Annotated in this window: 25 protein-coding genes and 1 tRNA gene; 19 read left to right on the forward strand and 7 right to left on the reverse strand. The window is 60.8% G+C overall.

The window, feature by feature from the left end; genetic code table 11:
• Positions 1 to 8: 8 nt before the first annotated feature.
• On the reverse strand, positions 9 to 2255 hold the full coding sequence (locus AAFG16_RS25815) for a TOMM precursor leader peptide-binding protein (protein ID WP_342729849.1): 2247 nt from the start codon (positions 2253 to 2255) through the stop codon (positions 9 to 11).
• Positions 2256 to 3160: 905 nt separating this feature from the next.
• Between AAFG16_RS25815 and AAFG16_RS25820 the strand changes: the two genes are divergently transcribed.
• The 5 genes from AAFG16_RS25820 to AAFG16_RS25840 all read left to right on the forward strand — a co-directional run bounded on the left by AAFG16_RS25820 (position 3161) and on the right by AAFG16_RS25840 (position 8423).
• The gene (locus tag AAFG16_RS25820) at positions 3161 to 4030 is read left to right on the forward strand and encodes a VOC family protein (protein ID WP_342729851.1); all 870 of its coding nucleotides are present in this window, start codon (positions 3161 to 3163) and stop codon (positions 4028 to 4030) included.
• A gap of 200 nt (positions 4031 to 4230) precedes the next feature.
• The gene (gene ilvD, locus AAFG16_RS25825) at positions 4231 to 6081 is read left to right on the forward strand and encodes a dihydroxy-acid dehydratase (RefSeq protein ID WP_342729853.1); all 1851 of its coding nucleotides are present in this window, start codon (positions 4231 to 4233) and stop codon (positions 6079 to 6081) included.
• 222 nt (positions 6082 to 6303) lie between these two features.
• On the forward strand, positions 6304 to 6627 hold the full coding sequence (locus AAFG16_RS25830) for a hypothetical protein (protein WP_342740970.1): 324 nt from the start codon (positions 6304 to 6306) through the stop codon (positions 6625 to 6627).
• Positions 6628 to 6942: 315 nt separating this feature from the next.
• Positions 6943 to 7032: transfer RNA gene (locus AAFG16_RS25835), tRNA-Ser, on the forward strand.
• A gap of 161 nt (positions 7033 to 7193) precedes the next feature.
• Entirely contained in the window at positions 7194 to 8423 is a 1230-nt protein-coding gene (locus AAFG16_RS25840; protein ID WP_342729855.1) for an integrase arm-type DNA-binding domain-containing protein, read from the forward strand.
• A 293-nt stretch (positions 8424 to 8716) separates the two neighbouring features.
• Here the strand turns inward: AAFG16_RS25840 and fabG are convergent, their stop codons facing one another.
• From fabG to AAFG16_RS25860, 4 genes are all read right to left on the reverse strand, one after another.
• The gene (fabG, locus tag AAFG16_RS25845; RefSeq protein WP_342729857.1) at positions 8717 to 9397 is read right to left on the reverse strand and encodes a 3-oxoacyl-ACP reductase FabG; all 681 of its coding nucleotides are present in this window, start codon (positions 9395 to 9397) and stop codon (positions 8717 to 8719) included.
• A 69-nt stretch (positions 9398 to 9466) separates the two neighbouring features.
• Positions 9467 to 10912, reverse strand: a complete 1446-nt coding sequence (locus tag AAFG16_RS25850) for a coniferyl aldehyde dehydrogenase (RefSeq protein ID WP_342729859.1) — start codon at positions 10910 to 10912, stop codon at positions 9467 to 9469.
• Complete coding sequence (locus AAFG16_RS25855) at positions 10869 to 11126, reverse strand: (2Fe-2S)-binding protein (RefSeq protein ID WP_342729861.1); 258 nt, start codon at positions 11124 to 11126, stop codon at positions 10869 to 10871. The genes AAFG16_RS25850 and AAFG16_RS25855 overlap by 44 nt, the downstream gene beginning before the upstream one ends.
• A 46-nt stretch (positions 11127 to 11172) precedes the next feature.
• Entirely contained in the window at positions 11173 to 12060 is an 888-nt protein-coding gene (locus AAFG16_RS25860; protein ID WP_342729863.1) for a sterol desaturase family protein, read from the reverse strand.
• 113 nt (positions 12061 to 12173) lie between these two features.
• Between AAFG16_RS25860 and AAFG16_RS25865 the strand changes: the two genes are divergently transcribed.
• The 6 genes from AAFG16_RS25865 to AAFG16_RS25890 all read left to right on the forward strand — a co-directional run bounded on the left by AAFG16_RS25865 (position 12174) and on the right by AAFG16_RS25890 (position 18668).
• On the forward strand, positions 12174 to 13079 hold the full coding sequence (locus tag AAFG16_RS25865; protein WP_342729865.1) for a LysR family transcriptional regulator: 906 nt from the start codon (positions 12174 to 12176) through the stop codon (positions 13077 to 13079).
• Between the two features lie 1037 nt (positions 13080 to 14116).
• Complete coding sequence (locus tag AAFG16_RS25870) at positions 14117 to 14338, forward strand: DNA-binding protein (protein ID WP_342729867.1); 222 nt, start codon at positions 14117 to 14119, stop codon at positions 14336 to 14338.
• A 16-nt stretch (positions 14339 to 14354) separates the two neighbouring features.
• The gene (locus tag AAFG16_RS25875) at positions 14355 to 15977 is read left to right on the forward strand and encodes an AAA family ATPase (RefSeq protein WP_342729869.1); all 1623 of its coding nucleotides are present in this window, start codon (positions 14355 to 14357) and stop codon (positions 15975 to 15977) included.
• A 243-nt stretch (positions 15978 to 16220) separates the two neighbouring features.
• Positions 16221 to 16625, forward strand: a complete 405-nt coding sequence (locus AAFG16_RS25880; RefSeq protein WP_080134401.1) for a transposase — start codon at positions 16221 to 16223, stop codon at positions 16623 to 16625.
• Positions 16622 to 16969 (forward strand): IS66 family insertion sequence element accessory protein TnpB, encoded by a 348-nt coding sequence (gene tnpB / locus AAFG16_RS25885; protein WP_080134400.1) that lies wholly within the window; start codon positions 16622 to 16624, stop codon positions 16967 to 16969. The genes AAFG16_RS25880 and tnpB overlap by 4 nt, the downstream gene beginning before the upstream one ends.
• A 70-nt stretch (positions 16970 to 17039) precedes the next feature.
• Positions 17040 to 18668, forward strand: coding sequence for an IS66 family transposase (locus AAFG16_RS25890; RefSeq protein WP_194482923.1), 1629 nt, complete (start codon positions 17040 to 17042; stop codon positions 18666 to 18668).
• A 265-nt stretch (positions 18669 to 18933) separates the two neighbouring features.
• On the opposite strand, the gene AAFG16_RS25895 is transcribed toward AAFG16_RS25890, so the two are convergent.
• Entirely contained in the window at positions 18934 to 19902 is a 969-nt protein-coding gene (locus AAFG16_RS25895) for a hypothetical protein (RefSeq protein ID WP_342729879.1), read from the reverse strand.
• A gap of 182 nt (positions 19903 to 20084) precedes the next feature.
• Positions 20085 to 20288, reverse strand: a complete 204-nt coding sequence (locus tag AAFG16_RS25900; RefSeq protein WP_342729881.1) for a hypothetical protein — start codon at positions 20286 to 20288, stop codon at positions 20085 to 20087.
• A 370-nt stretch (positions 20289 to 20658) separates the two neighbouring features.
• On the opposite strand from AAFG16_RS25900, the gene AAFG16_RS25905 reads away from it, so the two are divergent.
• The 8 genes from AAFG16_RS25905 to AAFG16_RS25940 all read left to right on the forward strand — a co-directional run bounded on the left by AAFG16_RS25905 (position 20659) and on the right by AAFG16_RS25940 (position 26515).
• Positions 20659 to 20835 carry a helix-turn-helix transcriptional regulator gene (locus AAFG16_RS25905; protein ID WP_342740971.1) on the forward strand — a complete coding sequence of 59 codons (177 nt, stop codon included), beginning with the start codon at positions 20659 to 20661 and terminating at the stop codon, positions 20833 to 20835.
• Positions 20836 to 21332: 497 nt separating this feature from the next.
• Complete coding sequence (gene hxsA2 / locus AAFG16_RS25910; RefSeq protein WP_342729883.1) at positions 21333 to 21623, forward strand: His-Xaa-Ser repeat protein HxsA2; 291 nt, start codon at positions 21333 to 21335, stop codon at positions 21621 to 21623.
• Positions 21607 to 21948 (forward strand): hypothetical protein, encoded by a 342-nt coding sequence (locus tag AAFG16_RS25915; RefSeq protein WP_342729885.1) that lies wholly within the window; start codon positions 21607 to 21609, stop codon positions 21946 to 21948. Before hxsA2 ends, AAFG16_RS25915 begins: the two co-directional genes overlap by 17 nt.
• Positions 21949 to 21965: 17 nt before the next feature.
• Positions 21966 to 23414 (forward strand): His-Xaa-Ser system radical SAM maturase HxsB, encoded by a 1449-nt coding sequence (hxsB, locus tag AAFG16_RS25920; RefSeq protein WP_342729887.1) that lies wholly within the window; start codon positions 21966 to 21968, stop codon positions 23412 to 23414.
• Positions 23411 to 24619, forward strand: coding sequence for a His-Xaa-Ser system radical SAM maturase HxsC (gene hxsC / locus AAFG16_RS25925; RefSeq protein ID WP_342729889.1), 1209 nt, complete (start codon positions 23411 to 23413; stop codon positions 24617 to 24619). The genes hxsB and hxsC overlap by 4 nt, the downstream gene beginning before the upstream one ends.
• A 26-nt stretch (positions 24620 to 24645) precedes the next feature.
• Entirely contained in the window at positions 24646 to 25581 is a 936-nt protein-coding gene (locus AAFG16_RS25930) for a hypothetical protein (protein ID WP_342729891.1), read from the forward strand.
• Between the two features lie 36 nt (positions 25582 to 25617).
• The gene (locus AAFG16_RS25935; protein WP_342729893.1) at positions 25618 to 25962 is read left to right on the forward strand and encodes a KTSC domain-containing protein; all 345 of its coding nucleotides are present in this window, start codon (positions 25618 to 25620) and stop codon (positions 25960 to 25962) included.
• Between the two features lie 97 nt (positions 25963 to 26059).
• Positions 26060 to 26515: a hypothetical protein gene (locus AAFG16_RS25940; protein ID WP_342729895.1), complete on the forward strand. Its 456-nt coding sequence runs from the start codon at positions 26060 to 26062 to the stop codon at positions 26513 to 26515.
• The last annotated feature ends 94 nt before the right edge of the window (positions 26516 to 26609 follow it).

Consider the following 26609-nt stretch of genomic DNA (forward strand, 5'->3'; position numbering starts at 1 on the left):
GCAACCCTTCAGGTGTGTGGAAGGAATGAAGTCAGATCGCTTTCCGGTCGCGGCCGGTCCAACAATCCGAGCTTCACCGGCACATCGTAAAGGCGGCCCGGTGCGAAGCGGCGATAGAAATGACGCAGGCCGGGAACGAGCACTCTGACGACCGGAACCTCGACGTCGGGACGTGTCTGGTCGAGGACCAGGAAATCGTAGCCCGCACGGGCGGCGATCTCGACGCAGGCGATGACCTGGTCTCGTGTATTGTCGTGAAGCTTGAGGCTCGGCGCCGGGGGGACGATAGGGCGATCGCTCGGTATCAGGAACGGGTAGTCTTCCAGGCGCAGCGGTGTGACACCGTCGAGGGTCGGCTTCTCGCCGCTCGCGCCGCCCATCATGCCGACCGACATGAATTGGGTCAGCTCGGTGAGGGAGCGCAGCAGCGCTATACGGCGGTCGAAATGCGCGCCGGAACCGAACTCGATATTCTCGTGTCCATTCTGCATCCAGTGCATGATCGCCACGTAAGTCGGAATGCCGAGATCGGTGGTGATGTCGAGCACCCAAAGCTTGCGACCGGCTTCTGCAAATTGAGTTTGGAGATCCCGGACATAGAAATCGTCGAACTGCTCGAGATCGACCTCGGCGCGCTGCACCCGGTTGTACCACCAGATCGCGTAGGCATCGCGCTCGATCAGTTCGAGGAAGCCCTGGACAATCGCTTCGTCGCGGGTGTTGCCGGCCGCGCAGCCGTTGGAATCCGTATGAAAGCCGCCATAAAAGAAATACAGGAGGCCCGTCGGCAGATATCTGAAGCGTTTGTCGCGCAGCGATGAGACCGGCGACCACTCGGTCCTCGTCGATGGATCGAACGGCTCGGGCACCGGATGAGGATCGTCCGGTCGCTGGAGAAACCTGTTCTTGAACTGCGTTTCGCTGAAGAGCTGGACATCGTTGGGAAGAAGCGCCTCGCCAGGCGCGAAATCGGCAAATCGACGCGTCGTCCTGATCTCATCGCCCTGGAAAATGCCCGAATAGCGCTCGATCGATTCCATCAGCGCGCTGGCTTCGCCCTGCTCGGCGGTCGAGCCCTTGCCAAAGCTGCCGCCGCTCAATCCGGACCTGAGCTGGTCGATGCTGTGGGCCGGTGCGGAGAAATTATGCTGGGCGAAATAGTTGGTGTTCATCGGCAGGTCGACGTCGATTCGTTCGAGCCTGGACACCACGCCCGTCAATGGGCTCACATGCTTGCGGAAGCGCGACACGGTCGAGCGCGATGTCACGGTGCGGTATCCACCGCTGGTCATGACGAGCCTCTTGCCCTCGGCAATCTCGACCAGGGCCGGAGATCGGCGCGGGTTGTTCAGCTTCCTGCTGCCGCAGGTCGGACATTGCGGACGTCGCGTCACGTAGTGCTTGGCGATGGCGGCGCCGGTCAGGTCGAAGCTGGCGATGTGGTCACGCAGATCGGTGCGAAAGCCCGAGGCAATTGCCTTGGCGATCTCGACGGCTGCAAAATGGATTCCAGTCTGGCCGACGCTTTCTCTGACGAGCGGCGATGTGGCAACCGCGCGCGCCGGTCCCCGGTCGAGAAACCCCTTGATCTCCCGGTTGCGGATCATGCGATCGAACAGGCAGGTCCAGCAGGCGCTCTCGCCCGGTTTGAACACAGGCCCGACCAGCGGAAACGGGCCGGATGGCTGGACCAGCAACCAGGGCGTCTTGCCGGCCACACGTTCCTGGTTCAGTTCGGCGAGTCGCCGATCGAGATAGTCGTTCGCCAGCGTGATCGTGAGCTTCGGCGCTCGCTTGGCGATTTGAACACCGAGCTTGCTCAACGCTGCGGTCAGTTCCTTGGCGCCTTTGACGTCAATTGCCTCGACCTGCACCGGGCAATCGCGAAGATTTTGCTCCGCGATCTCCAGGGGCATGCCGAGGCTTGCCAGGAAACCGCCGACGGCATCGTCAAACGCTTTCGAGGTCCGCGCAACGATATATCGGCGATCGAGGAGCCGCTTGATCGCTTCCTCGATCTTGTCGGCCGGAAAGTGCCTCGAGAGCTGGCGAATGATCTCCGGCCAAGCCTTGCCATGTTTTCCGATCGCGGAGGCCAAGGCACAGTAGAGCTCGCCGTGCAGGAAGAACTTGCGATCCTCGGAATAGAGGCAAACCGCATCGGGAAGCAGGACGTAAGCGGTGAAGTTCGGTGCAAATCGGAGAACGTCTTTGCGGGTCTGCCGCGCAACGCGGGTCTTGCGAGTTGCAGTCATTGAGTCAGCACGCTGATCCTGTTGCCGTCACGCGGGATCCTCGGCGCAAGACCGATCGTCGCGACCGCGCGCCGGGCATTTTCCCAGAGAATTGAAACGAATTCAGCTGTCACCCGCAAGCCGCCGATGCAACCATCGTAGCGAAATCAAGCAATTGGCCGGCCCCTTTCCCGAGGCCGGCCAATGATCCATCAACCCGTGAATTTGACATTCGGAGCGCGCCGCGATTTAGCACCAGCGGCAGCGGCCCCACGATGCGCAGCAACCTGCGCATGATACGGCGCATCCGATCACACCAACGCCACAGCCGACTGCACAACCTGCACATCGGCAACCGACGCCACATCGGCAAGCACGGCAACCCCGACAGCCTCCGCAGCCGCGGCAACCGCCGCATCCGCGCCATGCCAGCTGCACGCGGCTGCCGGCGTTTTCCTTGTCGAAGAGATGGAAGGTGGCGAGGCTGACGTCAGCCATTTCCTCTTCATCGAGCGTGATTGCCTGACCTGTTCCAAGGTGCGGCAATTGTTGTACGTCGGGTGTCGGCACGGCGGACGCCGATGCGCCTCCCGCCAGCGAGAACGTCAACCCTGCGGCTCCGAACGCCGGCACGGCGACTTTGGTGACTCGCTTCTTCCCTTTAGACGTCCTCTTCGCCTGCCGCATGGTCAAACCTCCGAGCATTGCAAGAAGCATCCCAGCCGCGGTAAGTCTACGCTCAGGAAATAACACGAGCAAGAATTACGCGCACAAAAGCGCGGCGTTGCGCGTTCAGAATGTATTCATCTTCATGAACGGCATCGGCACGGCCAGTTGACGCAAGGCATCAACGATCGGCGCTCTTGGTGCGCGTGCAGCTTGGTGCAGTGCCGCAAGCGCATCGAATCCTAAACGGAGAGATCCGCGTGGCAGATCAATCAGGGCGTTTCGCTTGGTATGAACTCCTGACCACGGATGTCGCGGCGGCAGGCGCATTTTATCGCAAGGCTCTCGGCTGGGGCGTCAAGGATGAGTCGACCCCGGAACTGCCTTACATGGTGTTTCGTAGCGGCGGCGCTCCGCTGGGCGGACTTATGGATATCCCGGAAGAGGGGCGGAGATTGGGGGCGACGCCGAGATGGATGGGATACGTCGCCGTCGACGACCTGGACGCAACCGCCGCGCAGATCAGGCGTCTCGGAGGCACGATCCTTGTGCCGCCGACCGACACCAATATTGGCCGCATCGCAGTCGTTGCCGATCCGCAGAAGGCGACGTTCGGGCTGATCAAAGAACCAACCTATGGCCGACGGAAACCGGGCCGGCTGGACGAGCCGGGGCGCGTAGGCTGGCATGAGTTACTGGCCGCCGACCGGGCCGTGATCTTCGACTTCTACAGAGAACTATTCGGCTGGCAGAAGGCCGACGCTCAAAGCGAACCAGCGGCCTGGTATCAATTGTTTTCGGCGGGTGGGCAGACGGTCGGCGGCATGCTCACCAAACTTCCGAGCGTAGCGCAGCCGAGCTGGCTGCATTACTTCAATGTCGACGACATCGGTGCTGCCACGAAACATGTGAATGCTGGCGGAGGCCGGATCCTCCAGGGTCCGATCGAATTGCCCGATGGCTGCTGGATCGCACGATGTGTCGATCCTCAGGGTGCCCTGTTTGCGCTGCAGGGCGCTCGAGGTCAGACAAGCATTGAGCCATCCTCGGCCTCGGAAATCGGCTGGTCCGCCAAGTGGGGTGGCATTGCCTCCCAGGGGAGAATTGTGCTGCCCAAGCCGAAGCGCTAGCTACAGCGTCTGTCCGGCGCTGACGCGACCTTGCGATAGCCCGCGCCGGGAGCAGGGGAGGCCTGCGAAAGGCCGATCCGGCCCTGTCCGGCCCAAGTTCCCGTTGCACCGGCCCAGCCCGTGCGCTATCCGGCCGGAAAGGCCTGAGGCGGCTCCATATTTTCCCGCTGAGGCACCCAAACCCGAGGACGGAAACCGCCATGCCAGCCTATCGCTCCCGCACCACCACCCACGGCCGCAACATGGCGGGTGCCCGCGGCCTCTGGCGCGCGACCGGCATGAAGGACGCGGATTTCGGCAAGCCGATCATCGCGGTCGTCAACTCCTTCACCCAGTTCGTGCCCGGCCACGTCCACCTCAAGGACCTCGGCCAGCTCATTGCGCGCGAGATCGAGCAGGCCGGCGGCGTGGCGAAAGAGTTCAACACCATCGCGGTCGACGACGGCATCGCCATGGGCCATGACGGCATGCTCTACAGCCTGCCGTCGCGCGAGCTGATCGCCGACAGCGTCGAGTACATGGCCAACGCGCACTGTGCCGATGGCCTCGTCTGCATCTCCAACTGCGACAAGATCACGCCCGGCATGCTAATGGCGGCGCTGCGGCTCAACATCCCCGCCGTGTTCGTCTCGGGTGGCCCGATGGAGGCCGGCAAGGTCAAGCTGCAGGGCAAGACCAAGGCCGTTGACCTCATCGACGCCATGGTTGCCGCGGCCGACTCCAAGGTCAGCGACGAGGACGTCAAGGTGATCGAGCGCTCCGCGTGCCCGACCTGCGGCTCCTGCTCGGGCATGTTCACCGCCAATTCCATGAACTGCCTGACCGAGGCGCTTGGCCTTGCGCTGCCCGGCAACGGCTCGGTGGTCGCGACCCACGCCGACCGCAAGCGCCTGTTCGTCGAGGCCGGCCACACCATCGTCGATCTTGTCCGCCGCTATTACGAGCAGGACGACGCCTCGGTGCTGCCGCGCAACATCGCGAATTTCAAGGCGTTCGAGAACGCGATGACCCTCGACATCGCGATGGGCGGCTCGACCAACACCGTGCTGCATCTGCTCGCCGCCGCCCATGAAGGGCAGGTGGCCTTCACCATGCAGGACATCGACCGCCTGTCGCGCCGCGTGCCCGTGCTGTGCAAGGTCGCGCCGTCGGTCGCCGACGTGCATGTCGAGGACGTGCATCGCGCCGGCGGCATCATGGGCATTCTCGGCGAGCTCGACCGTGCCGGCCTGATCGACACCTCGGTCTCGACCGTGCACGCGCCGACCATGAACGATGCGCTGGAGCGTTGGGACATCAAGCGCTCCAAGAGCGAGGCGGTGCGCACCTTCTATCGTGCCTCGCCCGGCGGCATCCCCACGCAAGTCGCCTTCAGCCAGGAGCGTCGCTATGACGAGCTCGATGCCGACCGCGAGAAGGGCGTCGTGCGCGATCTCGAGCACGCCTTCAGCAAGGACGGCGGCCTTGCCGTGCTCTACGGCAACCTCGCGCAGGACGGCTGCATCGTGAAGACTGCCGGCGTCGACGCCTCGATCCTGAAGTTCTCCGGCCCCGCGCGCGTGTTCGAGAGCCAGGACGCGGCCGTCGAAGGCATCCTGGGCGGCAAGGTCGTGGCCGGCGAGGTCGTGGTCATCATCTACGAAGGCCCGCGCGGCGGCCCCGGCATGCAGGAGATGCTGTATCCGACCAGCTATTTGAAATCGATGGGCCTCGGAAAGGCTTGCGCGCTCGTCACCGACGGCCGCTTCTCGGGCGGCTCGTCCGGCCTGTCGATCGGCCATCTGTCGCCGGAAGCCGCCGAAGGCGGCAACATCGGTCTGGTGCGCACCGGCGACATCATCGCCATCGACATCCCGAACCGCAGCATCACGCTGGAGGTCTCCGACGAGGAGCTCGCCAGCCGCCGCGCAGCGGAAGAGGCGAAGGGCGATGCCGCCTGGCAGGCGACCGGCCGCAAGCGCAACGTCTCCACCGCGCTGCAGGCTTACGCCGCACTCACCACCAGCGCCGCGCGCGGCGCGGTGCGCGAGGTGAAGCGTCGCTCGAACTGAGCATTGCGCCGTTCGCACAGCGTGCGCATAGTCAATAAGTTCTGAACGGCCGGCGAAAGCCGGCCGTTCGTATTAAGGATGCCCCGACGAACTTCGGCGGCCCGGGATTTTGCGGCGTATAGTGCGCGCGACCTTCGCAAATCCATTTCGGGCAACTGGGGCGCCACCACAATGTCTCGTACTCTCGCTGTTGTTTTCTCCACGGCCGTCGCCGCGATTTCGATGACGGGCGCAGCCTCGGCCGGCTGCTACAATTGCTACGCGCCGCCGCCGTGCCAGACCTGCTACCAGCAGCAATACGTCGCGCCGCAATACCGCACATTCGACGAGACCGTGATGGTGTCGCCGGGCGCCGTGGTCGCGCATCGCACGCCGGCGCAGTACCGCACCGTGATGGTGCCGCAGACCGTGATGGTCGCGCCGCCGGGTGTCCAGTACGAGCGCATCCCGCCGCAATATGCGACGCGCCAGCGCGTCGAGATGGTCTCGCCCGGCTATTCCTATTACGCCCCGGTGCAGATGGGCTGCGCGTCCTGCGGCTACTGAGCCAAGGCAGCAACGAAGAATTTGATGCGGCACTCCCCCGGGGCGCCGCATTGCTTTTGGGCGCAGCGAACGAGGCCCGGAAACGGAGGCGAATCCAAACCGGGCCTCGCAACCAGCGACGCCCTGGGAGATGTCGCCAGCGTCCGGGATTGCTGAGCGGCCGACCTGTGTCGGTGGCCGACGCGTTGCCTGAAGCTAAAGGAACAGCCTGACGCTCGCCTGACAGAGGACTGGGTGGAGGGGCTCGAGGCGAGGGCGCCAACTTCGCGTTGCCTTGCGCCACCGACTGCGTTAAGCGACAGCCATTCCGGGTTTGGAAGGGTGGCCGAGTGGTTTAAGGCACCGGTCTTGAAAACCGGCGTGCCCGCAAGGGTACCGTGGGTTCGAATCCCACCCCTTCCGCCAGTATATTGTTCTCCTCTGTTCGCAATCGTTCGAACTCCACAGCGAAATCAGTGACTTGCGCCGAAAAGCTGTACTTCGCAGTTCTCCGGTGTTCTCTCTAGTCGGGACGCTGACCGTAGCTTTAGACCGTGGGTTCGGAGGACGGTTTTCCTGGAGGAATAATGGCTGGAAGGCTCAAACCACTCGACGTTGATCGCCAAACCAAGCCCGGCAAATACGCCGACGGCGGTGGGCTTTATTTGATCGTCACAGGACCAACTTCGAAAAGCTGGTCGTACCGATTCTGGAAGGACGGCAAGGAGCGTTGGCACGGCCTCGGCTCCTTGAAGGATGTGTCGCTAAAGGACGCGCGACTCGCACGCGATGCTGCGCGGCTGCGCGTGAAGGGCGATCGCAGCACCGCCGGCGTGGACATTGTCCAGGAGCGGCGACAGGCGCGACAAGAGGCGAAAGCCGTCGAGGCCAAGGTCGTCATGCCAACGTTCGAGGAGTGCGCGGAAGCCTACATCCGGGCGAACTGGTCGACCTGGAGCGAGAAGCATCGCGATCAATGGCCATCATCCCTCAAGCGCTACGCCTATTCCACCATCGGCAACCTGACGATCCGAGAGATCAAGCCGAGCCACATCCACGATCTGCTGAAGCCAATCTGGGTGGAAAAGCGGGAGACCGCGAACCGTGTCCGCGGCCGGATCGAAACGATCATCGCGAAGAACGTCGATATCGACGATCCGGACTTCCGCAATCCGGCTGAATTGACAAGGCAGCTGCGTGAAAAGTTGCCAAAGCGCTCCAAACGGGTTGTCCGCCATCATCCTGCCTTGCCGTACAGCGAGGCGCCGGCCTTCATGAAGCTCCTTGCCGGTGCGCCCGGGACGGCTGCCGCCATGCTGCGTTTCCTGATCTTCACAGCTTGCCGCACGAACGAGGCCGTCGACGGGCGGTGGTGTGAAATCGATCGTCCGGCCGCCACCTGGAAAATCCCCGGTGAGCGGATGAAGATGGACCAAGACCACCACGTTCCCTTGACAGATCCCGCGCTGGCGGTGCTCGACGAGATGGGCGATGGCAGCCAAGGTGAACTGATCTTTATTAATCCCGATGGCGGAGCATTCTCCGAAAATGCGATGCTCGCGGTACTTAATCGTCTCGGCTACGGACACGTCACGGTGCATGGCTTCCGGTCTACCTTTGCCACCTGGGCCGAGGAATGCACCGACTATCCTGATGGAGTCCGCGAGGCTGCGCTTGCCCATAAATACAAGAGCGAGACTACTGCGGCCTATCAACGTGGCCAGAAGCTGGAAAAGCGACGAGCGCTGATGAAAGATTGGGCCGCATTCTTGACCGGTGCCAAGGTGGTCTCATTGGAGGATCGGAGGGTAGGATAGCCTTCGAGCTGAGCCAAACATAGGCGAAGGAACTACAAGGTGATTCGATGAGACGATCCAATGTCCGCTAGTCTTCATACAGCGACGAAATAGTGGGAGTTCGGATAACGCCCGCTAAGGGCCCACAAGCGGTCCTGAGCCATGGCGAAGGTCTGGTCTTCGGTGGGCGTGGGGTCGGCATCGGTTTTTCCGGCACCTATACGGCGCGGAGTGCGAAGCCACCGCGCTGGCAGGCAAGCGGAGCATTCGGTTTCGGGCGGTGCTTCGGAAGCTGGTAACGGCGTAAGCGCGCGTCAGACCCGTCCGTTGACCGGCAGCAGCGCGCCGGTGACGGCACTGGCGGCGTCGCTCGCCAGGAAAAGGATAACATCGGCGAGTTCCTCCGGTGCGACCCATTTGGCGGGATCGGCCTTCGGCATGCTGGCGCGGTTTGCCGCGGTATCGATGATCGAGGGCAGCACTGCGTTCACTGTGATCTTGCCTTTCAATTCGGCAGCGAGTGACTCTGTCAGCTTGTGCACGCCCGCCTTCGACGCCGCATAAGGACCCATGCCGGAGCCGGCCTGCAGTGCGCCCATCGCGCCGATATTGACGATGCGGGCTGCGTGCGAATTGAGAAGATGCGGGATCGCGGCGCGGGTAGCGTTCAGCGCCGTCTCGACATTGAGAGCGTACATGCGCTGCCAGGCTTTGGGATCGCCGTCGGCAATGGTCTCGAAGGTAAACCCGCCGGCAATATTGATCAGCGCATCGATTGCGCCGAAATGCGCCGCCGCGGCATCGACCGCCTTTTTCGCCTGGGCGGCGTCGGTCAAGTCAACGCCGCCGAGTTCGATCCGCTCGGCGGTTGCGGCGAACGGCGGCGCCGCATGATCGATGCCCGCGACGCGCGCGCCCCGCGAATGTGCTTCCTCGGCGACCACCTTGCCAAGCGCGCCCAGCGCGCCGGTGATAACAACGACTTTACCCTTCATGATGGTCTCCGCGCGAATGAGAATGAAGCCGGGCCGCAGCCAATTGGTTAGGAGGATCAAGCGCGCACATCACGTCTTCCACTTGATCATCGTCCGCAGGATGCTCATTGGGCGGCCGGAGTAGGGCGGCTGAAATAGCATTTGGATCGGCGAGAGAGGGCCTTGGTAGAAGACCGGGCGCAATTTTGAAAAGGTGTTGAACCCCTCGCGCGCGTGGTAATGGCCCATGCCGCTCGCCCCGACCCCACCGAATGGCAGGTCGTGCTGGCCGACGTGCAGCAGAGCTTCATTGACCGATACGCCACCCGACATGACCCGCGAGATGTAGAAGTCGCGCAGCTCGGCATTGTGAGTGAATGGATAGATTGCCAACGGGCGGTCGTGACTATTGATATAATCGGCGACCTCCTGCCGATCTGCATAGGTCTTGATCGGCAAGATCGGACCAAAGATCTCGCGCTGCATGACAAGCATGTCTTCGGTCGGATTTAACACGAGATGCGGCGCAAATTTGCGACGCTTCGCGTCCGGAATCTGCTGTTCCGCAAGATTGACCAGGACCGCGCCCTTTGTACGGGCATCCTCCAGCGTCGCCTGCAGCCGCGTGAAAGACCGTTCATCGATGATCGACGTGTAGTCCTGCCCATTGATGTCCGGGAAGCGGTCGTCAAACAGTCGCCGGCAATGGCGGACGAACTCGTCCTCACTTCCTTTGGGCAGAAACATGTAGTCGACATTCGTACAGATCTGACCGGCATTGAACATCTTCGCCCAGAGAATGCGCTCCGCCGCTGTTTTGACCGGGAAGTCAGGCCCAACAATCGCAGGTGCCTTGCCGCCCAGTTCAAGCGTGACAGGGGTGAGGTTGCGGGCCGCGTTGGTCATGACCGAGCGCCCGGTGGCACCGGATCCCGTGAACAGCAGATGGTCGAAGGGCAATGACGAGAATCCCGGTCCTCGTCCGCCGCCATCGTCGAAAAAGGCAAGCTTCTCTCTCGGAAAATACTTTGGGGAAATGCGCATCAGAACCTGGGCGAGCGCTTTCGAATTTTCCGACATCTTGACCATCGCTCGATTGCCGGCCGCCAGAATCGCTGCGAGTGGGCAAAAGCTGAGATTGAGCGGAAAATTCCAGGGAACGATGACCCCGACGACGCCGAGCGGCTGCGGGATGACACGATTGCGCGCGAGCGGATAGGTCATGAAATCGACGTGTCTGCGCTGCGGCTTCATCCACTTCTTCAAATTTTTGGCGGCATCGGCGATCGTTTCGAGGACGACGAAGTATTCGGCGAACAGGGTCTCGAATTCAGACCGGTTGCCGTAGTCGGCGTTGATCGCCGCGACCAACTCGTCCTTGTTGTCCTTCAGGAGCTGAGCGAGCGCTTTCAAATCGGCCTTGCGCTGAGCGTAGGACGGCTCCGACGCCGCCAGATAGGCCGCACGCTGTTTGTCAAAGCAGGACTGAAATTCAGTGGCAATGGCGATCGAACGGAAATTGACAGGCACGTTCATGATGTATCAACTCCAGGTTAGTGCACGCTTGCGTCCGCACGACGGAGCCGGGTCTTTCATCCATGATCCGCTTGATGGCGTGAGTGCAGCGGCCGCACTGGGCGCTGCATCCGAGGCAGGCATACACCTCGCTCATCCGAGGCCGTCGCTCCTCTTTTGCGACCACTGACCGCACCTGATGGTCGCTGAACACGTTGCAAGAACAGACGATCATCGCCTTCTCCTAAACAATACCGATGAGGTGCGGTCGTTCATGCGGCCTACTTTTTGGCTTCGGTTTGCAGGTCGGCTTCGGTGAAGCCATAGCCGCCGGGGCGCAGCGCCGAATGCTCGCGCTTGGAGTGGACCAGCGGGTAGAACATCTGCGTCGTCCAGCGCTCCGGGCCAAACAGGATGTCGTCCTGCAGGCCGACCTTGGCCGGATATTTGCGCGTGATATGCGCGGTGCCGAACAACACGTCCCAGAAGAATAGCAGGTTGCCGAAATTGCCCTTGTAGTGGCCGATGCCATCTTCGTTGGTGAGCGCGTGATGCGCCTGGTGCGTGGCCGGCGTGGAGATGGTGCGCTCCAGCACCCACATCAGCGGATGCAGCACGCGGATGCGGTACAGCGGCGCGTCCCACGCCCAGGCGCAGTGCGCGCCCAGGATGACCGCCAGCTTGACCACCAAATACGCCGCATAGATCGGGCCGAAGCCAAGATAAACCGCCACGCCGCCGATCCACAGGCCCGGCATCATCAGGTAGTAGAAGAAGTTGTTGCGGTAGGTAATGCGCACGCTCATGTAGGCCGCGCTGTGGTGCGCGCGGTGCAGCGGCCAAAGCAGCGGCGTGTGCGAGGCGCGGTGCCAGAGGTACTGCGTGAGGTCATCGCCGATCAGCAGCAGGCCGGCCATGGCCCACCACGGCAGGTTGGCCCAGGCGTTGTGCTGCGCGGGCATGAGCCAGTTGCACAGCGCGTTGCTGCCCAACAGTGCGATCGGCTGGGTGATGGCGATCAGGCTGACGAACATCAGCACCTCCAGCCAGGTGTCGTTGGCTGTCGCGTTGTCTCGCACGGTGGTCTGGTAGCGACGGGTGATGACCTCCATGGCGGCAAAGCCCAGGATGAAGGCGCCGATCAGGAGGTATTGCAGTTGCGAGCTCATGTGGGGTCTCCTCTCGCTCACATGTTTTTTTATCGTGGGAACGATTTTAGGAGTGCCAACCCGATGCGTCTAATGCATAGTTCTCATTATCTTGATGCAAGGAGCGCATTACCATGGATCTGCGCCGCCTCAACCACGTCGTCGCCCTTGCCGACACCCTGCATTTCGCCCGCGCCGCCGAAGCTGTCCACCTGAGTCAGCCGGCCTTCAGCCGCAGCATCCAGGCCATCGAGAGCGACTTGGGTATCCGCCTGTTCGACCGCGACGTGGGTGATGTCCGCCCAACCCCGGCCGGCGAATTCGTCATCGAGCGGGCGCGCAAGCTGCTCTTCGAGGCACGCTGCCTGCAGCGTGACGTGGATCTTTACCGCGGCAGCCAGCTAGGCGACACGGCGTTCGGTGTAGGGCCGCTGTTGACGGCCACCCTTATGCCACGTGCGCTTGTGGCGCTTCGCCGCCAGCACCCGCAGTTGGCGTTGCGCATGGAGGTCGGCAACTCGGTGCAGTTGCTGGAGAGTCTGCGTACCGAGAGCATCGAGTTCTTTGCCGCCGATGTGCGCGACATGCCCAGGGAGGCCGCGCTGGAAATCCAGCTGATCGGGGGGCAACCGGCCAACCTGTATGTGCGGGCAGGCCATCCGCTGGCTGGGCGCGAGCACACGCTGCAGGAAGTCTGGGCGTACGGTCTTGCGGTACCTAAGCTGCTGAGCCCCTCAACGGTTGAACTGGCCGCTTTGCTGGGCCTGCCTGAGGGCCAGGATGCCACCATTGCGCTCGAGTGCGACAACTATGGCATGCTCAAGACTGTCGCGCTCACCACCGATACCGTTCTGGGTGCGACGGACGCGGCGGTACGAGAGGAGCTGGAGTCCGGCGCGCTCGTTCGTCTTGTCGTGCAGGGCTGGCTGTCGCCGCCGTCGAGCACGGGCATCGTCCGTTTACGAGGGAGAACCTCGTCGCCGGCAGCCAAGGCAGCGATTGCAGCGATTGTGCGGGCCGCCGGCGAGATCAACGTGTAGGCGCCTTACATCACCCGACGCATGGTCCGTGCGGAATACCGACCTCTTGAAGCGGTCAAATAAGCAACGGTGCTTGGAGCCAGCAAACTTCCGGTTGGGGTCACAAGCCGGCATCCAGTCGCTCTAAGACCTGCGTCTGCTTCCTACCCCAAAAGCCGACACCTCCGCGCTCCGTGATTGCGAGACCCTGCTTCGAAGCCATGACCGTAGATTTCAACCGTAGCTATCAAGCAAAGCCGCAAAAGAGCGAACACAAACAAAGCGATTTGGAGGAGGGAGTATCCTCGAAGAGTGGCATCACATCGATACGGCATCGACGCGGGTCGATCACCTTCAAGGAAGTAGGCCTGCCGCCCAACGTGGCGTCCGCTTGCTGTTTCTGTTGGACGGCGAGTGGAACAGTGAGACATCTCTGCTGAGGCGACTGGTACCTTGGACACTGTCACTGCGCAGCCGAACGTGACATTGTCAGCGGCCGCTGTGTTGGCGTCGGCAGAGGTGATCGCCAATGGGCATCGCCCAGTTGTCCGGTCGAAGCCGCAAGCCCAACGACATCGCTCGAGAAGCTCGCTTCACAGCACCTCTCTATCCCCAACAATTTACGCGATGAGCGCCTGATCAAGGTGAGCCGGCTGAAGCACAGGCAGAGGCAACAGCGCAATCGTATGACCTAAATTACTAGTTGGCAGGCAACGCGCTTTCGACGCCCGATATCCGCGTTTGCGCAAAGGGATGCGCAAAAAGATCATATAGATCAATCCGAGAGCAACTTGCACGGCAGCATTAGGTCACGTCCGGCAATCTATCGACCCGGCACTCGTCCCGTACCGGTTCTCTATCGGTACCGAACCGGTACGGGACTGGTACTGAACCGGTACGGTACGGTCTTCGCGCATCAGCTCGGCACCCGGTACTAGCGAGACGCTCGCTCAGCATCTCCTCCTCTTTCTGCCTCATTCGCTTGTGTTCTTTGGTGTTCGTTTGGACCAACGATAGCCAAGAAAGTACATTCAATGTCATCTCATGTAGCCGAAGCGATGAACACAACCTACGGCAACAAGCGCTCGATTGTGGCGAGCGTGAACGAAGCAATGATCGCCCTGAAGATCGGGCGCGCTAAGATCTATCAGCTTCTCAATTCGGGAGAGTTGGAAAGCTACCGCGAGGGCGGTTCGCGCAAGATCTTGTGGCGTAGCATTGAGTGCTACGTTGAGCGCCGGCTCGCCGAAGAGATTAAGCGTCGCACGGGCGCTGCGTAGGCTAGAAAACGAACCGATGCGCTTGGCGATCCAATCTGAACAGCCGGCGGACGTGCCGGCGTTTGAGCCGCAACATCATGATCAAGCCACGCCAATCATGATCGAATCGGCAGATGTTTCCGACTGTTGCGGCGCCGCGGAAGGCGCAGCAGCGTCGAATATTGAGGCGATCCTTTTTAATCAAATTCCTTCTAACGACGACCGTCCTGGTATTTCCGTCGAGATGGACGCCAATGATCTCCCGTTGGAGATAAAAAGCGTGCTCCAGAGTTGGATGCGGACGCTGGCGGGGACCGATCGGAACGTTCTAGCGAGGCAGTTTGTCCGTGCGGCAACTGAGATTCTGCGGCTTGCATCGATCGGTGAACAGTCGAATGTCCGCCTGCAGCTTGTTGATTACCTGCATGTGATGGGCGCACAGCACGGTCTCTCGCAAGAGGCCGTAGTTACTCTCATTGACTCGGCAGTCCTTGCGTCGTCCGACCGTCGCTCGGACGAAACGTCGCTGGCCGCAGTATCTGAACTCGATGCGTCGCTGCCTTTTGAATTGAGCAACACCCGTGCTCTCAAGTTCACCCATTTCGACGATTGCGGCGACTTCGCCAACAAGCAATGGCTTCTGAAGGGGATCGTTGCACTGGGGGAGACGTCTGCCTGGATCGCGCCTCCGGGCGCCGGTAAATCGGCGCTTTTGACAGAGATCGCAATTCACTGCGCCGCGAAAATTGACTGGCAGGGGCATCGTGCAAGGGCCAGCTGCGGGGTGGTGGTGTTCGCATTGGAGCGGGGCGACCTCTTCAAGCGCAGGCTGTACGTCTACCACCAACGGGACGGGCTAACGGGTCTGCCAATTGTCGTAGTCGACTCCGTCATCGACTTGATCGATCCAGGTTGCGTCGAAACCATCGTTTCCACAGTGAAGGCCGCTGAACAGCGGTTCGGTCGCGAAGTGGGACTTATCATCCTTGACACCTACGCCAAGGCTATTGCGGCGGGCGGAGGTGACGAAGACAAGGCGCGGGACCAAAACAGGGCCGCCGCCAATCTGCGACGTGTACACGCGCTTCTGAACGTACATGTTGCCCTGGTCGGGCATACAGGTAGGGACGAGAGGCGCGGGGCGCGGGGTAGCAATGCCCACGTGGGCGATGTCGACGTCATGGTGCAGATCAGCGGGAAGATCACCAAGACTGCACAGGTCGTCAAGGGTAATGATCAGCCCGAGCGTGTGATCGCGCGGTTTAAGCTCGAAGCCTTCGAACTCGGCCGGGATGAGGATGGGGATTCCATTACCACTGCAATCGTCGCCGGCGAAGGTGCTGAGGGGCCTATCCACGCTAACAATCGCAGGACAAAAACAAAGGCTGAGGAAGCTTTGCGCGTCCTGTTTGAGTGCATATCCGATAGCGCAACTCCGCGATCGGGTGACGATCGAATACCGGCAGAGGCTAGCGTTGTCACAATGGACGTTTGGCGGGATCGCCTCAAGCGGCACTCGATCATTAATCCGGCGGGCAACTGGCGCGAGCAATTCAAGCGCGTCCATGTGACGCTGAAAAAGTCAGGTCTTATAAGCATTTGTGGCGACTTTGTTTGGCCATCACAAAGCATCACAACTCGTCACAGCGAAGGTCTGTGACGCCGTCCATCACGTGTCACGTCACACTTGCCCCCTTTAAAGGGGGCAAGTGAGGTGACGTAGCCCCATAGTTCGGGGCGGGACAATTCGAAAAAAGGGCGGTGAGACATTGCGTGTCCATCCCATTCTAGGCGGTACATCGAGAGGGGGCGTAGGCTTTCCTCGCTTGGCTCTCCGAAATGGGGTCTCCCTCCGGTGAGGGCCGCCTTGTCGGGTTAATACCAGTGCTGTGTAACAGCCCTTATGGACAGCAATAAGTTCAGTGCTCAGATTGAACGGTTCGAGGTTGTCGAGACTGGCCGTCGCCGTCGCTGGACCGATGATGAGAAACTCAAGATCGTTCTGGAGAGTTTGCAGGCCCCGCGCGCGGTCTCGTCGACAGCACGACGATACGGCATCTCGCGCTCGCTCCTGTTGACTTGGCGACGATCGTTTGGGACGCGGACGAGCAATACTGAACAACCTCAGCCAGCGTTTGTGCCAGCGATGGTGATGCCGGACCAACCGCCGGCGCCGCCAGTAACTTTAGCGGGGCCAGCGAGCGGACGCATGGAGATTGTCGTCGGCAAGGCCTGTCGGGTGATCGTGGACGCCGGCGTTGATATGACCGCGTTGTCTCGCGTATTGGATCTGCTGGAGCGGCGATGATCCCGATCGCGGCAGGGGCGAGGATCTGGATCGCAACCGGTCACACTGACATGCGCAAAGGCATGCAGGGTCTGGCATTGCTGGTGCAGGAGGGGCTGGGGCGGGATCCTTTTGCCGGCGACGTCTTTGTGTTCCGTGGTCGTGCTGGCACCCTGATCAAAGCCCTTTGGCACGACGGGATCGGGCTGTCGCTCTACGCCAAGCGACTGGACCGTGGCCGCTTCATCTGGCCGGCGACGGTGGATGGCGTGGTATCGCTGACCGCAGCTCAGATGGGCTATTTGCTGGAGGCGATCGACTGGCGCAATCCCCAACACAGCTGGCGGCCGCAGAGCGCAGGATAGGTTGCGCAATAGTCCCGTGAGATTGCAAAAAGCGCACGCCAAATCGTCGCTTTTGTGATTCCATCGGTGCATGGGTGACGGTCCCCAGAAGCTGCCGGAAGACATTGAGGCGCTGCAAGCGGCGTTGCTGGCGACGCGCGCCGAACTCGCCAGCGTTCGCGCCCAGCAGTCCGACGACCATGCTCTGATCGCTCACCTGAAGCTGCAGATCGAAAAGCTGAACCGTGATCGTTATGGCCCTCGCTCGGAGCGTACCGCAAGGCTGCTGGATCAGCTCGAACTGACGCTGGAGGAGCTCGAGGCCTCAGCGACTGAGGACGAACTCGCTGCCGAAATGGCCGCGGCCAAGACGACGAAGGTGGCCTCGTTCACGCGCAAGAGGCCGTCGCGCCAGCCGTTCCCGGACCATCTGCCTCGCGAGCGGGTGCTCGTGCCGGGACCTGTGGCGTGCGCCTGCTGCGGCGGAGCGAGGTTGTCCAAGCTCGGGGAGGACATCACCGAGACGCTGGAGGTGATCCCGAAGTCCTGGAAGGTGATCCAGCACGTCCGGGAGAAGTTCAGCTGCCGTGATTGCGAGAAGATCAGCCAGTCCCCGGCGCCGTTCCACGTCATCGACCGTGGTTGGGCCGGCCCCAGCTTACTGGCGATGGTGCTGTTCGAGAAGTTCGGCCAGCACCAGCCGCTGAACCGTCAGGCCGAACGCTATGGCAAGGAAGGCGTGCCGATCAGCCTGTCGACCCTCGCCGACCAGGTTGGTGGCTGCACTGTTGCGCTGACGCCCTTGTTCCGGCGCCTCGAGGCCCATGTGCTGAGTGCCGAGCGATTGCACGGGGATGACACGACGGTGCCGGTCCTGGCCAAAGGCAAGACCGACACCGGCCGCATCTGGGTCTATGTACGCGACGACAAGCCTTTTGGCGGGCAGGCCCCGCCGGGAGCAGTGTTTTATTACTCGCGCGATCGCGCGGGCGAGCATCCCCAGGCCCATCTGGCCGGCTACAACGGCATCTTCCAGGCCGATGCCTATGGCGGCTATGGCAAGCTTTACGACCCGAGCCGCAACGTAGGTCCGATCCTGGAAGCGGCGTGTTGGGTCCATGCCCGACGACCGTTCTTCGTGATGGCTGATCTGGCGGAGAATGCGCGCCGCAAGGTACAAGGCAAAAAGCCAGCGGTGATCTCGCCTCTGGCACTGGAAGCAGTCCGTCGGATCGACGCCTTGTTCGAGATCGAGCGAGGCATCAACGGCGAGACGCCCGAACGGCGCCGGGCCGTCCGCCAGGAGCTGAGCGCGCCGCTGATGGCCGATCTGAAAGTCTGGATGCGTGAACAACGCGCCAAGCTCTCCCGGCGCAACGACGTTGCCAAGGCGATGGACTACATGCTCAAGCGCTGGGATGCGTTTACCCGCTTCCTCGACGATGGCCGCATCTGCCTGTCGAACAACGCCGCCGAGCGAGCCCTGCGCGGCATCGCCCTGGGGCGGAAGTCTTGGCTGTTCTGTGGCTCCGACCGCGGCGGCGACCGTGCCGCGATGATGTACAGCCTGATCGTCACAGCCAAAATGAACGACGTGGATCCACAAGCTTGGCTCGCCGACGTCCTGGCACGCATCGCTGCACATCCCGTACAACGGCTCGACGAACTTTTGCCCTGGAATTGGCGCGACCGAAATAAGCAAGTCAACCAAGCAGCCTGAGTGACCGCTACGCGGTCCTCACCGGATGCTTACGAAATGGGCGCTACAGCCGATATAGATGTTCGGCGAAGATATGAAACAATGCTGCTTTTGTGGAACAGCAAATGGGACAGTGAAACATCTCGACGGCACCGAGACGCTCAAGGAAGCAGCGCGGAGGTCACCGCTCGAGCGTCTCCGGACTCCTCCGAGATAATGGAGAAGAGGCTGGCCTGACGCCGCTTCCGAAATTGGACGCGTATTAAAGATTGGAGGCTTTGCCGACCTAAGTACCATTGCGCAAATGACTCCGGAGCCTCTCTAGGCACTGGATGGCCGCAGGAGCATTCGAAGCCTCCTCTGCAAGATCGTAGATCAGGCCGATGAGCATTCCGGTATGTGATGTAGGTTCTGGCGACCACACTTGGAATCGTTTCTGGCCCGCCGGCGTCCGACAGTCGACCTTGATCGTGATGCCGTCCAAACCCATTCTCCCGTTGATATCGAACGGCCCAGCCATGATGGCGTTCAGTTCGGCCCAGAATCGCGCGGCCTCATCTGGCGCAACGATTTCTCGGCAAGTGAACGGGTGCTCGAATAGGCTTGCGGCTGAACTCAACTCCACGATCGTACAGTTCGGTTCAGCGATCACCCGCAGCAAGGTTTCAGCATCGAACGAGGGACGAAGTAGGGCTTCTGCAATCCAAAGCGTCTCGACTCGACGACTTTGATGTTGGGACGGGCACGGGTAGCTGCCGAGGATCGGCGGGTTTTTGAGCATTTTTGCGGGGATCGCCAACACTTCCTCCGCTAGATCAATATCCTTATCGGGTACCTCTAGCACTTCGGCAATATTCTGAAGCGGTGAACCTGTCGCCTGCTGGCTATCGCGCCCCAGCACCTCGCGCCGGCTTGGTGTCTGGCGATTGATCATGTCTTTGGTAAATCGCTTCACATAAGGTTTGCAGTGTAGAATTTCTTCCTCATCCAGGCCCATGCTGGCCAAATGTCCGACTATAGCTTTCACGATGGTGCGCGGATCGGTACAGCCTGGAGGCAGATGGGCTACTGCAGCATTCAGATAGGGGACTGCTTGGCGATATTTATCGGCGTCGAGTTCCGGTTCTTCCAAACTGAGGCGCTCTTGCTCTATCGCTTTCTCAGCGAGAAGTCGGCCCACAGCCGCAAGTCCCGAGAGCCGGGCCTTCTTTTCGCCGGTAGCTAGGCTGGCTTTCGCATCCAGGTGCTTGGCCATTTCTAGATGTTGGCGGGAAGTCCATCGCATCAAAGTAGGACCCGACGAGCGTGCCATCTGGTGAATGGGTGGCGATCGCAATGGCGACCGAGTGGTTTTCATCGGCAAGTAGTGGATGACATGCCGCCTCCCAATCGATTGGTGAGGCAATTCAGCGGTCCGGGCGGGACAGGAAGCTCCGGCTACGACGCGGGTTGGGGGACCTGCACTACTATTGGTTGCTGAGGACGGGAAGCAGCACGCCGCGCTGCAGCCATGTTGTCCTCGTAGTCACCCTGCGCTTTCCGCTGCACGTTCTCGAGAATGGCTTGGTCTGCAGCGATCTTCTTGGAAACGTCGATGCCGCAATGGAGCTGCTCCAGCATCAACAGCCCGATCCGTGTCATTGCCCTATCAGCCGGGAGAGCGCCTGAAATAACGGTCCTCTCCACTCGTTGGATTTCGGCGCACACCGGAGCCGTCCAACGCCCATCTGCGGCCTCGGTTGCCGGCGCAACCGGACGTACCGGCCCCGTCGTCTCGACCCGTACGCCGAACGACGATAGGTCCTCCGTCCCCTTTGCAGGGGCGAGACATACCAAAGCCAAGACTATCGCCGTCGCCGCTTCTCTGCTTTTGACGATCATTTCCAACCCTATCGACCCGCCAAATACGATTGTAACTTAAAAGCGGTCGTCTTAAAAGCAACAAGGCGCCGAAATGGGTCTTGTGAAAAGGACTCACAAGGGGCCGCTGCGAGACACTTTGGCGCGAAATATGCGCCGGCTTCGGGCTGTCCGTGGGCTTAGCCAGGAGGCCTTGGCCCACGATTGTGGAATCAACCGAACATATCTGAGCGGCGTTGAGCGATCCGAGCGCAACGTTTCAATCGACAATATTGCCCGCATTGCGAAAGGCCTCCGCGTTCCAGCGTCAGAGCTGCTGGAGGACTAAGGCACAGACCGTGTGATTTGCATCGGCCCTGATACAGCGGAACGGGGCTCCTCCACACCATATATGTTACGCACTGGATTGTTTGGTATTTCGGTCCGGAGCTAGCCAGCGGGCCTAAACAACTACGGTTGTAAGCTACAAATGGCGGCCAGATCGGCCTTCGCTGGGGTAGCGCGCGCATCGGATGTCGCGTCACGTTGCAGAAGTCGGCCCCGTCTTCCGACAATGCAGCCAACTTCGGCGCGGGGCGTCGCCCTTTTCGTCTGCTAATAAAGGTGAATGCATTGCGCCGACGTTGCGTTTTTCCACCAGTTTCTGACGAAAACATCGCTTCGCCTGGCCCCGTTTTTCGAGACAAAGCGTAGCATTATCAATTCGGTGCCGAAACGCGCAGCGGATGGATCTGTCCAGCACTCGGCCAATGGAACTATAGACTTCTTGCCCTCGAGAGTTGTAAGAGTGCATATTCTTTGAGCAAATAAGCAATGGGGGGCTATATGACTGAGAAGTCAAAAGTTGTGCTTTCGCTTGGTGCTGCGCTCGCATCACTTACCGGAATGTCAGTTCAGGGAGTCGAGGCCAAGGCAGTAGTTGCCAACGAAACGACCGCGGTGGCGGCCGAAAACGCTGGCACCAACCTTCAGGCAAACGCCCACTATCAGGTGGGTGAAGACCTTCTTGGGTTCGTCATGACGAAGCAGGCCGACGGCACCATCGTCGCCCAGCATGCCTCCCACGCGTCGCATGCTTCACATGCCTCTCATGCGTCCCATGCCTCCAGCCGCTAAACTTCCTGCGGCGTCTCAGGTCGAGGTAGCTGTCGATTTCGATTCAAGCATCCAAAGCCTCAGTGCTTTGGATGCGGCAGCGTATCGCCTGATCGGAACGGCGACCTGTCAGGTTGACCGGGCGGGCGACCGCTACGTTTGCCGCCTGGTTTCTGCGCAAAAGGGAGCCGTGCTCAGTTCGGACGAACTGAAGGAGCGGTTTCTGCACCTTGTTGCCGACGAAAACCTGCGGGCTCGCGTCGCGGACAAAACCGAAGGCGTTCGGAATGTAATCCTTGCACTTGCCTTTGGGGCCCTGGCCGCCAACAAAAATGATGCCGGATAAAGTCCTGCCGGAGGACCATGGCGCGGTTTCTACGTCCTGAGAGCTTCAGCGCGGCAACGGAAGACCTTTCGTTGTTGCCGTTCAATTTTGAGCGCGCCGGAGCAAACCAATATCTCGTCGCCAACATGGTTGGCGATTTCGTCCGCCTGTCTGAAGATGAACTGAGCCGGCTTGTCGACCTTCAGGTCAGGCCCGGCGACGGCCTATACGAAAAGGCTTATGCCGCTCATCTGGTCACCGGAGCGAACCAGAAGGCACAGCGGCAGCTTTTGGCGGCGCGACTGAGAAGCCGGATGTCGTTCCTGCAGCAGACGACCCCGCTCCACATTTTTGTCGTGACGCTGCGGTGCGAGCACTCTTGCCCTTATTGCCAGGTTTCGCGTCAAAGCACCGACCGCTCACGTTTCGACATGAACGAACAGACCGCGATGCGTGCCCTCGACATAGCGTTCGCCAGCCCAACGGCACGGATCAAGATTGAGTTTCAGGGCGGGGAGCCACTTCTCAATTTTCCGCTGATCAGGAAGATTGTTGCCGCTGCGAAGGCTCGGTCCGGGAAGAAGCTCGACTTCGTCATCGCCTCAAACTTGGCCTTGTTGGACAACACCGTTCTCGAATTTTGCAAAGAGAACAAGGTCCTGCTCTCAACTTCGCTCGACGGTCCAGCCGACCTGCACAACAAAAACCGTCCCCGACCCGGTGCAAACAGTCATGAACTAGCTGTTGCTGGAATCCGGCGAGCCAGGGAGATTCTAGGTCCCGACAGGGTCGGGGCCTTGATGACTACCACGGAGGCGAGCCTCGACCGCGTCGATGAGATCATCGACGAATATCTCCAACTAGGGCTGGATGGCATCTTCCTGCGCCCGCTTTCGCCGTTCGGATTTGCGATCAAAACAAAGCAGTTCGTCAAGTACGACGCGCAGAAGTGGCTTGCGTTCTACGAGCGAGGATTGCGCCGGGTTCTGGAGATCAACCGACAGGGGACCCCGTTCCGGGAGTTCTACGCGGCGCTGCTTCTCACACGGATGCTCTCGGACCGACCCATCGGTTACGTTGATTTGCGCAGCCCCGCCGGCGCCGGTCTCGGCGCGCTGGTCTACAACTATGACGGCAGTGTTTTCGCTTCGGATGAAGGCAGGATGCTGGCCGAGACCGGTGACAACGCTTTCCGGCTCGGTCATGTCGAACACGACAGCTACAATTCGCTCATCCTGTCGGATAAGCTGATCGGAGCGATTTCGTCGTCGCTGACGCAGTGCGCCCCCGAATGCTCGACCTGTGTGTATGAGAGCCACTGCGGTGCGGACCCCGTCTATCATCACGCGACGCAGGGTGACGCCCTGGGAATCAAACCTCTGTCGGCATTTTGCGCTCGGCAAAAAGGCATCATGGGCCTTTTGCTGGACATTCTGGAGAACTCTCCAGAAGATGCTGCCATCTTGCGACGATGGGCCGCCGCATGATCCTTCCTCTCTATGGCACGGCCTCGCAGAGCGCTGGATTTTCCTCGGACAAGGCCCGATCGGTCCTCAGGCTCCGGTCGGTCGACAGTGCCGCCGAACGTCAAGTGGCTGATTTCGCGCTCGCCAGAACGCCAGGCGACATCCGGCGCGCAATAGAAGCCGATTTCCCGTCCATCCTTGTCGTCTCCGACGGCGCAATCGATCTACCCGGTACGTTCACAGGACGGCTCGTCGCCGTTCCCCCGAAGTATGACTATCTCGCGGACGGCGATGTCATCGGTTTCGATCATGCATCGAGGAGATTCCGCACGCTGTATCGCCGGAATTCGGCGCACAACTCGTTTCTGGTCACGGAACGGTGCAACAACTATTGCCTGATGTGCTCGCAACCACCGAAAGATGTCGATGACCGGTGGATACTCAACGAAATAAAGGAAAGCCTGCCTCTTATTGATCGGGCCACCCGTGCGCTGACGTTCACCGGCGGAGAGACCTTGTCGGATTGGGAAGATTTCACCGGCGTCCTGAAGGAGTGCCGCGACCGGCTGCCGGCGACCGCCATCCAGGTCCTCACCAACGGCCGCGCTTTCTCCGACTCGCGGATTGTCGATGCTTGGAAGGAGATCGGCCACCCGAACCTGATGGCTGCCATTCCGGTCTATGCTTCGGTCGATCATGTCCATGATCACGTCGTGCAGGCCAAGGGTGCGTTCGACGAGACGATCCTGGGCATTCTGAAGCTCAAGGACCGGGGACAACGGGTCGAAATCCGCGTCGTCCTGCATGCATTGACCGCGCCGATCATCGAGGACACGGGTCGGTGGATTGCCCGCAATCTGCCGTTCGTCGACCACGTCGCGTTGATGGGCCTTGAAAACACGGGCTTTGCAATTGCAAACGATGCTATGCTCTGGATGGATCCGGTGGACTATGGCGACGGACTCGCGAGGGCCGTCGATCACTTGAGCGCCGCTGGCGTCAACGTGTCGGTGTACAATCTTCCCAAGTGTGTTCTTCCAAAATCTGTCTGGCCGCACGCGCTCCAGTCGATCTCGGACTGGAAAAACGGCTTCGTGGAAGAATGCGATCGCTGCGACGCGAAAACCACGTGCAGCGGCTTTTTTACAACCGGCCGTCCGCGGTTCAGTCGCGGCGTACGCGCGATCACTGCCCAACGAGACGAAGTGACCACTTTGGCGGATTAGCAGGCCACGGAACCAGGAGAACGAACATGAAGATCGGTAATGGTCTCATCGCTGCTGCGGTTGTATGCAGCATCTTGGCGGCTCCGGCTTTCGCAAAGACTGCAAAGGAATGCACAGCGGAGTGGCGCGCCGACAAGGCCGGCATGCAAGCTCGCGGCGTGACCGAAAAAGCGTACGTTGAAACATGCAGGGCTGGGGCGGAACCGACCGCTGCCGCGCCGGTGGCGAAGCCGACAGAGGCGCCGCCGCCGGCGGTGACAGCCACTGGATCAAAAACCGCAAAAGAGTGCACCGCCGAGTGGCGCGCCGATAAGGCCGGCATGCAAGCCCGCGGTGTGACCGAAAAAGCGTATGTTGAACAGTGTAGGGCAGGCACGGCGCCTTCGGCTTCCGCCCCTCCGCAGCGGCCGAGCGCTGCAACGCCTCCACCCGCTGCGGCGCCGTCACCGTCAACCAGCACGTCGGCTTCCCAGAAGACCGCAAAGGAATGCGTAGCCGAATGGCGGGCCGACAAGGCCGGCATGCAAGCCCGCGGCGTCACCGAGAAGGCCTATGTCGAGCAGTGCAGGGCCGGCGGCACAATGCCGACTGCGACTGCCCCCGAACCCAAGCCAACCCCCGCGGCGCCCCCGCCAAGTCGGCCGGCACCGACCGCCACGCAAGCTGCACCAGCCCCCGCGCCGCAAAAGCCGGCCCCCACGACGACCGCGGCACCTGCGCCGGCTCGGCAAGCCTCCACGCCGAAAGACCAGACAACGCTGGAGGCCGGGCAGTTTGCAGACGAAGCTTCCGCAAAAGCGCGCTGCCCGACCGACACCGTCGTCTGGGTTAACTTGCCGTCGAAGGTCTATCACTTTGCGGGAACGAAGAGCTACGGCACTACGAAACGCGGCGCCTACATGTGCGAGAAGGAGGCAATAGCCGCCGAAGATCGCGCCTCAAAAACCGAAAAACATCCCTGAGTTCCAACGCGGGTCTAGTGTAAGGAGACATTTTAAATGTTTCGGTTTGCCGTCCTCATCGCAGCTTCTCTCGCCGGCGCTACCTGGGCGGCGGCAGAGACGGTCGACGTAAAGTACTACGGCAAGCTTGATCTTGCGCCCTTTGCCTGCACCGATGTCTCGCGGAGCAGCTTCATCAATCGCGCGTGCTACGACAAATCTCAGCAGTTCATGGTCGTGCAATTGAGGTCGGCGTACTACCCGTATTGCGAGATGCCGGCAGCGACCTTTGAAGCCTTTCTGACCGCACCGTCGATGGGGCAATACTACAATGCCAACATCAAGGGCTCTGGCTCAGACGGGCCGTTCGACTGTCGGACGCACCGAGTTCCTAGGTATTAGATCTTCCGGAATAGCATCGCTGCCAAGAATAGACCCTGCCGTCAGATGGCACAAACGAGGCTTTCCTGAGCTTCGTTTACTAGCGGAAACTTCTTCGATGAATGCGCAGCCAACACGCCGCCGAACGGCTTGGCACGAAGCGGGGCACGCTGTTGCTTCCTGGGCGATGGGATTCACCGTCACACTCGTGTCGATCCGCCGGGAAGGCGAAAGCTATGGGCGCTCGCAGCATGCGCCCGCGGGTGACTGCAGCGTTTTGTCTGAGCGCAAGCGCGAAAGCATTGTGGCGATGGCGGGCTGGGCAGCGGAGCTTGCGTCTGGCGAGGTCGGAGACGGTCCAACCTACGATTCCGGAGACCTTAGTTGGGTGGTGAGCACGATCGATCAGCATGCTCCGGCAATGCTTGTTGCTGAACTAGGCTGGGCAGAGTCCGAGGCTCATCGCATCGTCATCGAAAACATAGACCGCGTCAGCCGACTGGCCAGCCAATTGCTCATACAGGAGGAACTTTCGAACGCTGCCGACATCAAAAAGGTGATCGAAGGACACTGACGTTTAGTGCAGCCGTTCTGGCGTTGCTCATCGTCTCTGCCTTCTGATACGCCGCGAGGATCACCGCTCCTCCAAACAGCATTGGCCAAGCCGT

Origin of the sequence: Bradyrhizobium sp. B117, assembly GCF_038969555.1 — a bacterium.
Classification (GTDB): Bacteria; Pseudomonadota; Alphaproteobacteria; order Rhizobiales; family Xanthobacteraceae; genus Bradyrhizobium.

What these genes read in the sequence shown, in the direction of transcription:
- AAFG16_RS25815 (WP_342729849.1), bottom strand. Translation starts at nt 2,255, where the DNA reads ATGACTGCAACTCGCAAGACCCGCGTTGCGCGGCAGACCCGCAAAGAC.
- ilvD (WP_342729853.1), top strand. Translation starts at nt 4,231, where the DNA reads ATGCCAGCCTATCGCTCCCGCACCACCACCCACGGCCGCAACATGGCG.
- AAFG16_RS25830 (WP_342740970.1), top strand. Translation starts at nt 6,304, where the DNA reads ATGACGGGCGCAGCCTCGGCCGGCTGCTACAATTGCTACGCGCCGCCG.
- AAFG16_RS25840 (WP_342729855.1), top strand. Translation starts at nt 7,194, where the DNA reads ATGGCTGGAAGGCTCAAACCACTCGACGTTGATCGCCAAACCAAGCCC.
- fabG (WP_342729857.1), bottom strand. Translation starts at nt 9,397, where the DNA reads ATGAAGGGTAAAGTCGTTGTTATCACCGGCGCGCTGGGCGCGCTTGGC.
- AAFG16_RS25850 (WP_342729859.1), bottom strand. Translation starts at nt 10,912, where the DNA reads ATGAACGTGCCTGTCAATTTCCGTTCGATCGCCATTGCCACTGAATTT.
- AAFG16_RS25855 (WP_342729861.1), bottom strand. Translation starts at nt 11,126, where the DNA reads ATGATCGTCTGTTCTTGCAACGTGTTCAGCGACCATCAGGTGCGGTCA.
- AAFG16_RS25860 (WP_342729863.1), bottom strand. Translation starts at nt 12,060, where the DNA reads ATGAGCTCGCAACTGCAATACCTCCTGATCGGCGCCTTCATCCTGGGC.
- AAFG16_RS25865 (WP_342729865.1), top strand. Translation starts at nt 12,174, where the DNA reads ATGGATCTGCGCCGCCTCAACCACGTCGTCGCCCTTGCCGACACCCTG.
- AAFG16_RS25870 (WP_342729867.1), top strand. Translation starts at nt 14,117, where the DNA reads ATGAACACAACCTACGGCAACAAGCGCTCGATTGTGGCGAGCGTGAAC.
- AAFG16_RS25875 (WP_342729869.1), top strand. Translation starts at nt 14,355, where the DNA reads ATGCGCTTGGCGATCCAATCTGAACAGCCGGCGGACGTGCCGGCGTTT.
- AAFG16_RS25880 (WP_080134401.1), top strand. Translation starts at nt 16,221, where the DNA reads ATGGACAGCAATAAGTTCAGTGCTCAGATTGAACGGTTCGAGGTTGTC.
- tnpB (WP_080134400.1), top strand. Translation starts at nt 16,622, where the DNA reads ATGATCCCGATCGCGGCAGGGGCGAGGATCTGGATCGCAACCGGTCAC.
- AAFG16_RS25890 (WP_194482923.1), top strand. Translation starts at nt 17,040, where the DNA reads ATGGGTGACGGTCCCCAGAAGCTGCCGGAAGACATTGAGGCGCTGCAA.
- AAFG16_RS25895 (WP_342729879.1), bottom strand. Translation starts at nt 19,902, where the DNA reads ATGGCCAAGCACCTGGATGCGAAAGCCAGCCTAGCTACCGGCGAAAAG.
- AAFG16_RS25900 (WP_342729881.1), bottom strand. Translation starts at nt 20,288, where the DNA reads ATGACACGGATCGGGCTGTTGATGCTGGAGCAGCTCCATTGCGGCATC.
- AAFG16_RS25905 (WP_342740971.1), top strand. Translation starts at nt 20,659, where the DNA reads ATGCGCCGGCTTCGGGCTGTCCGTGGGCTTAGCCAGGAGGCCTTGGCC.
- hxsA2 (WP_342729883.1), top strand. Translation starts at nt 21,333, where the DNA reads ATGACTGAGAAGTCAAAAGTTGTGCTTTCGCTTGGTGCTGCGCTCGCA.
- AAFG16_RS25915 (WP_342729885.1), top strand. Translation starts at nt 21,607, where the DNA reads ATGCCTCCAGCCGCTAAACTTCCTGCGGCGTCTCAGGTCGAGGTAGCT.
- hxsB (WP_342729887.1), top strand. Translation starts at nt 21,966, where the DNA reads ATGGCGCGGTTTCTACGTCCTGAGAGCTTCAGCGCGGCAACGGAAGAC.
- hxsC (WP_342729889.1), top strand. Translation starts at nt 23,411, where the DNA reads ATGATCCTTCCTCTCTATGGCACGGCCTCGCAGAGCGCTGGATTTTCC.
- AAFG16_RS25930 (WP_342729891.1), top strand. Translation starts at nt 24,646, where the DNA reads ATGAAGATCGGTAATGGTCTCATCGCTGCTGCGGTTGTATGCAGCATC.
- AAFG16_RS25935 (WP_342729893.1), top strand. Translation starts at nt 25,618, where the DNA reads ATGTTTCGGTTTGCCGTCCTCATCGCAGCTTCTCTCGCCGGCGCTACC.
- AAFG16_RS25940 (WP_342729895.1), top strand. Translation starts at nt 26,060, where the DNA reads ATGAATGCGCAGCCAACACGCCGCCGAACGGCTTGGCACGAAGCGGGG.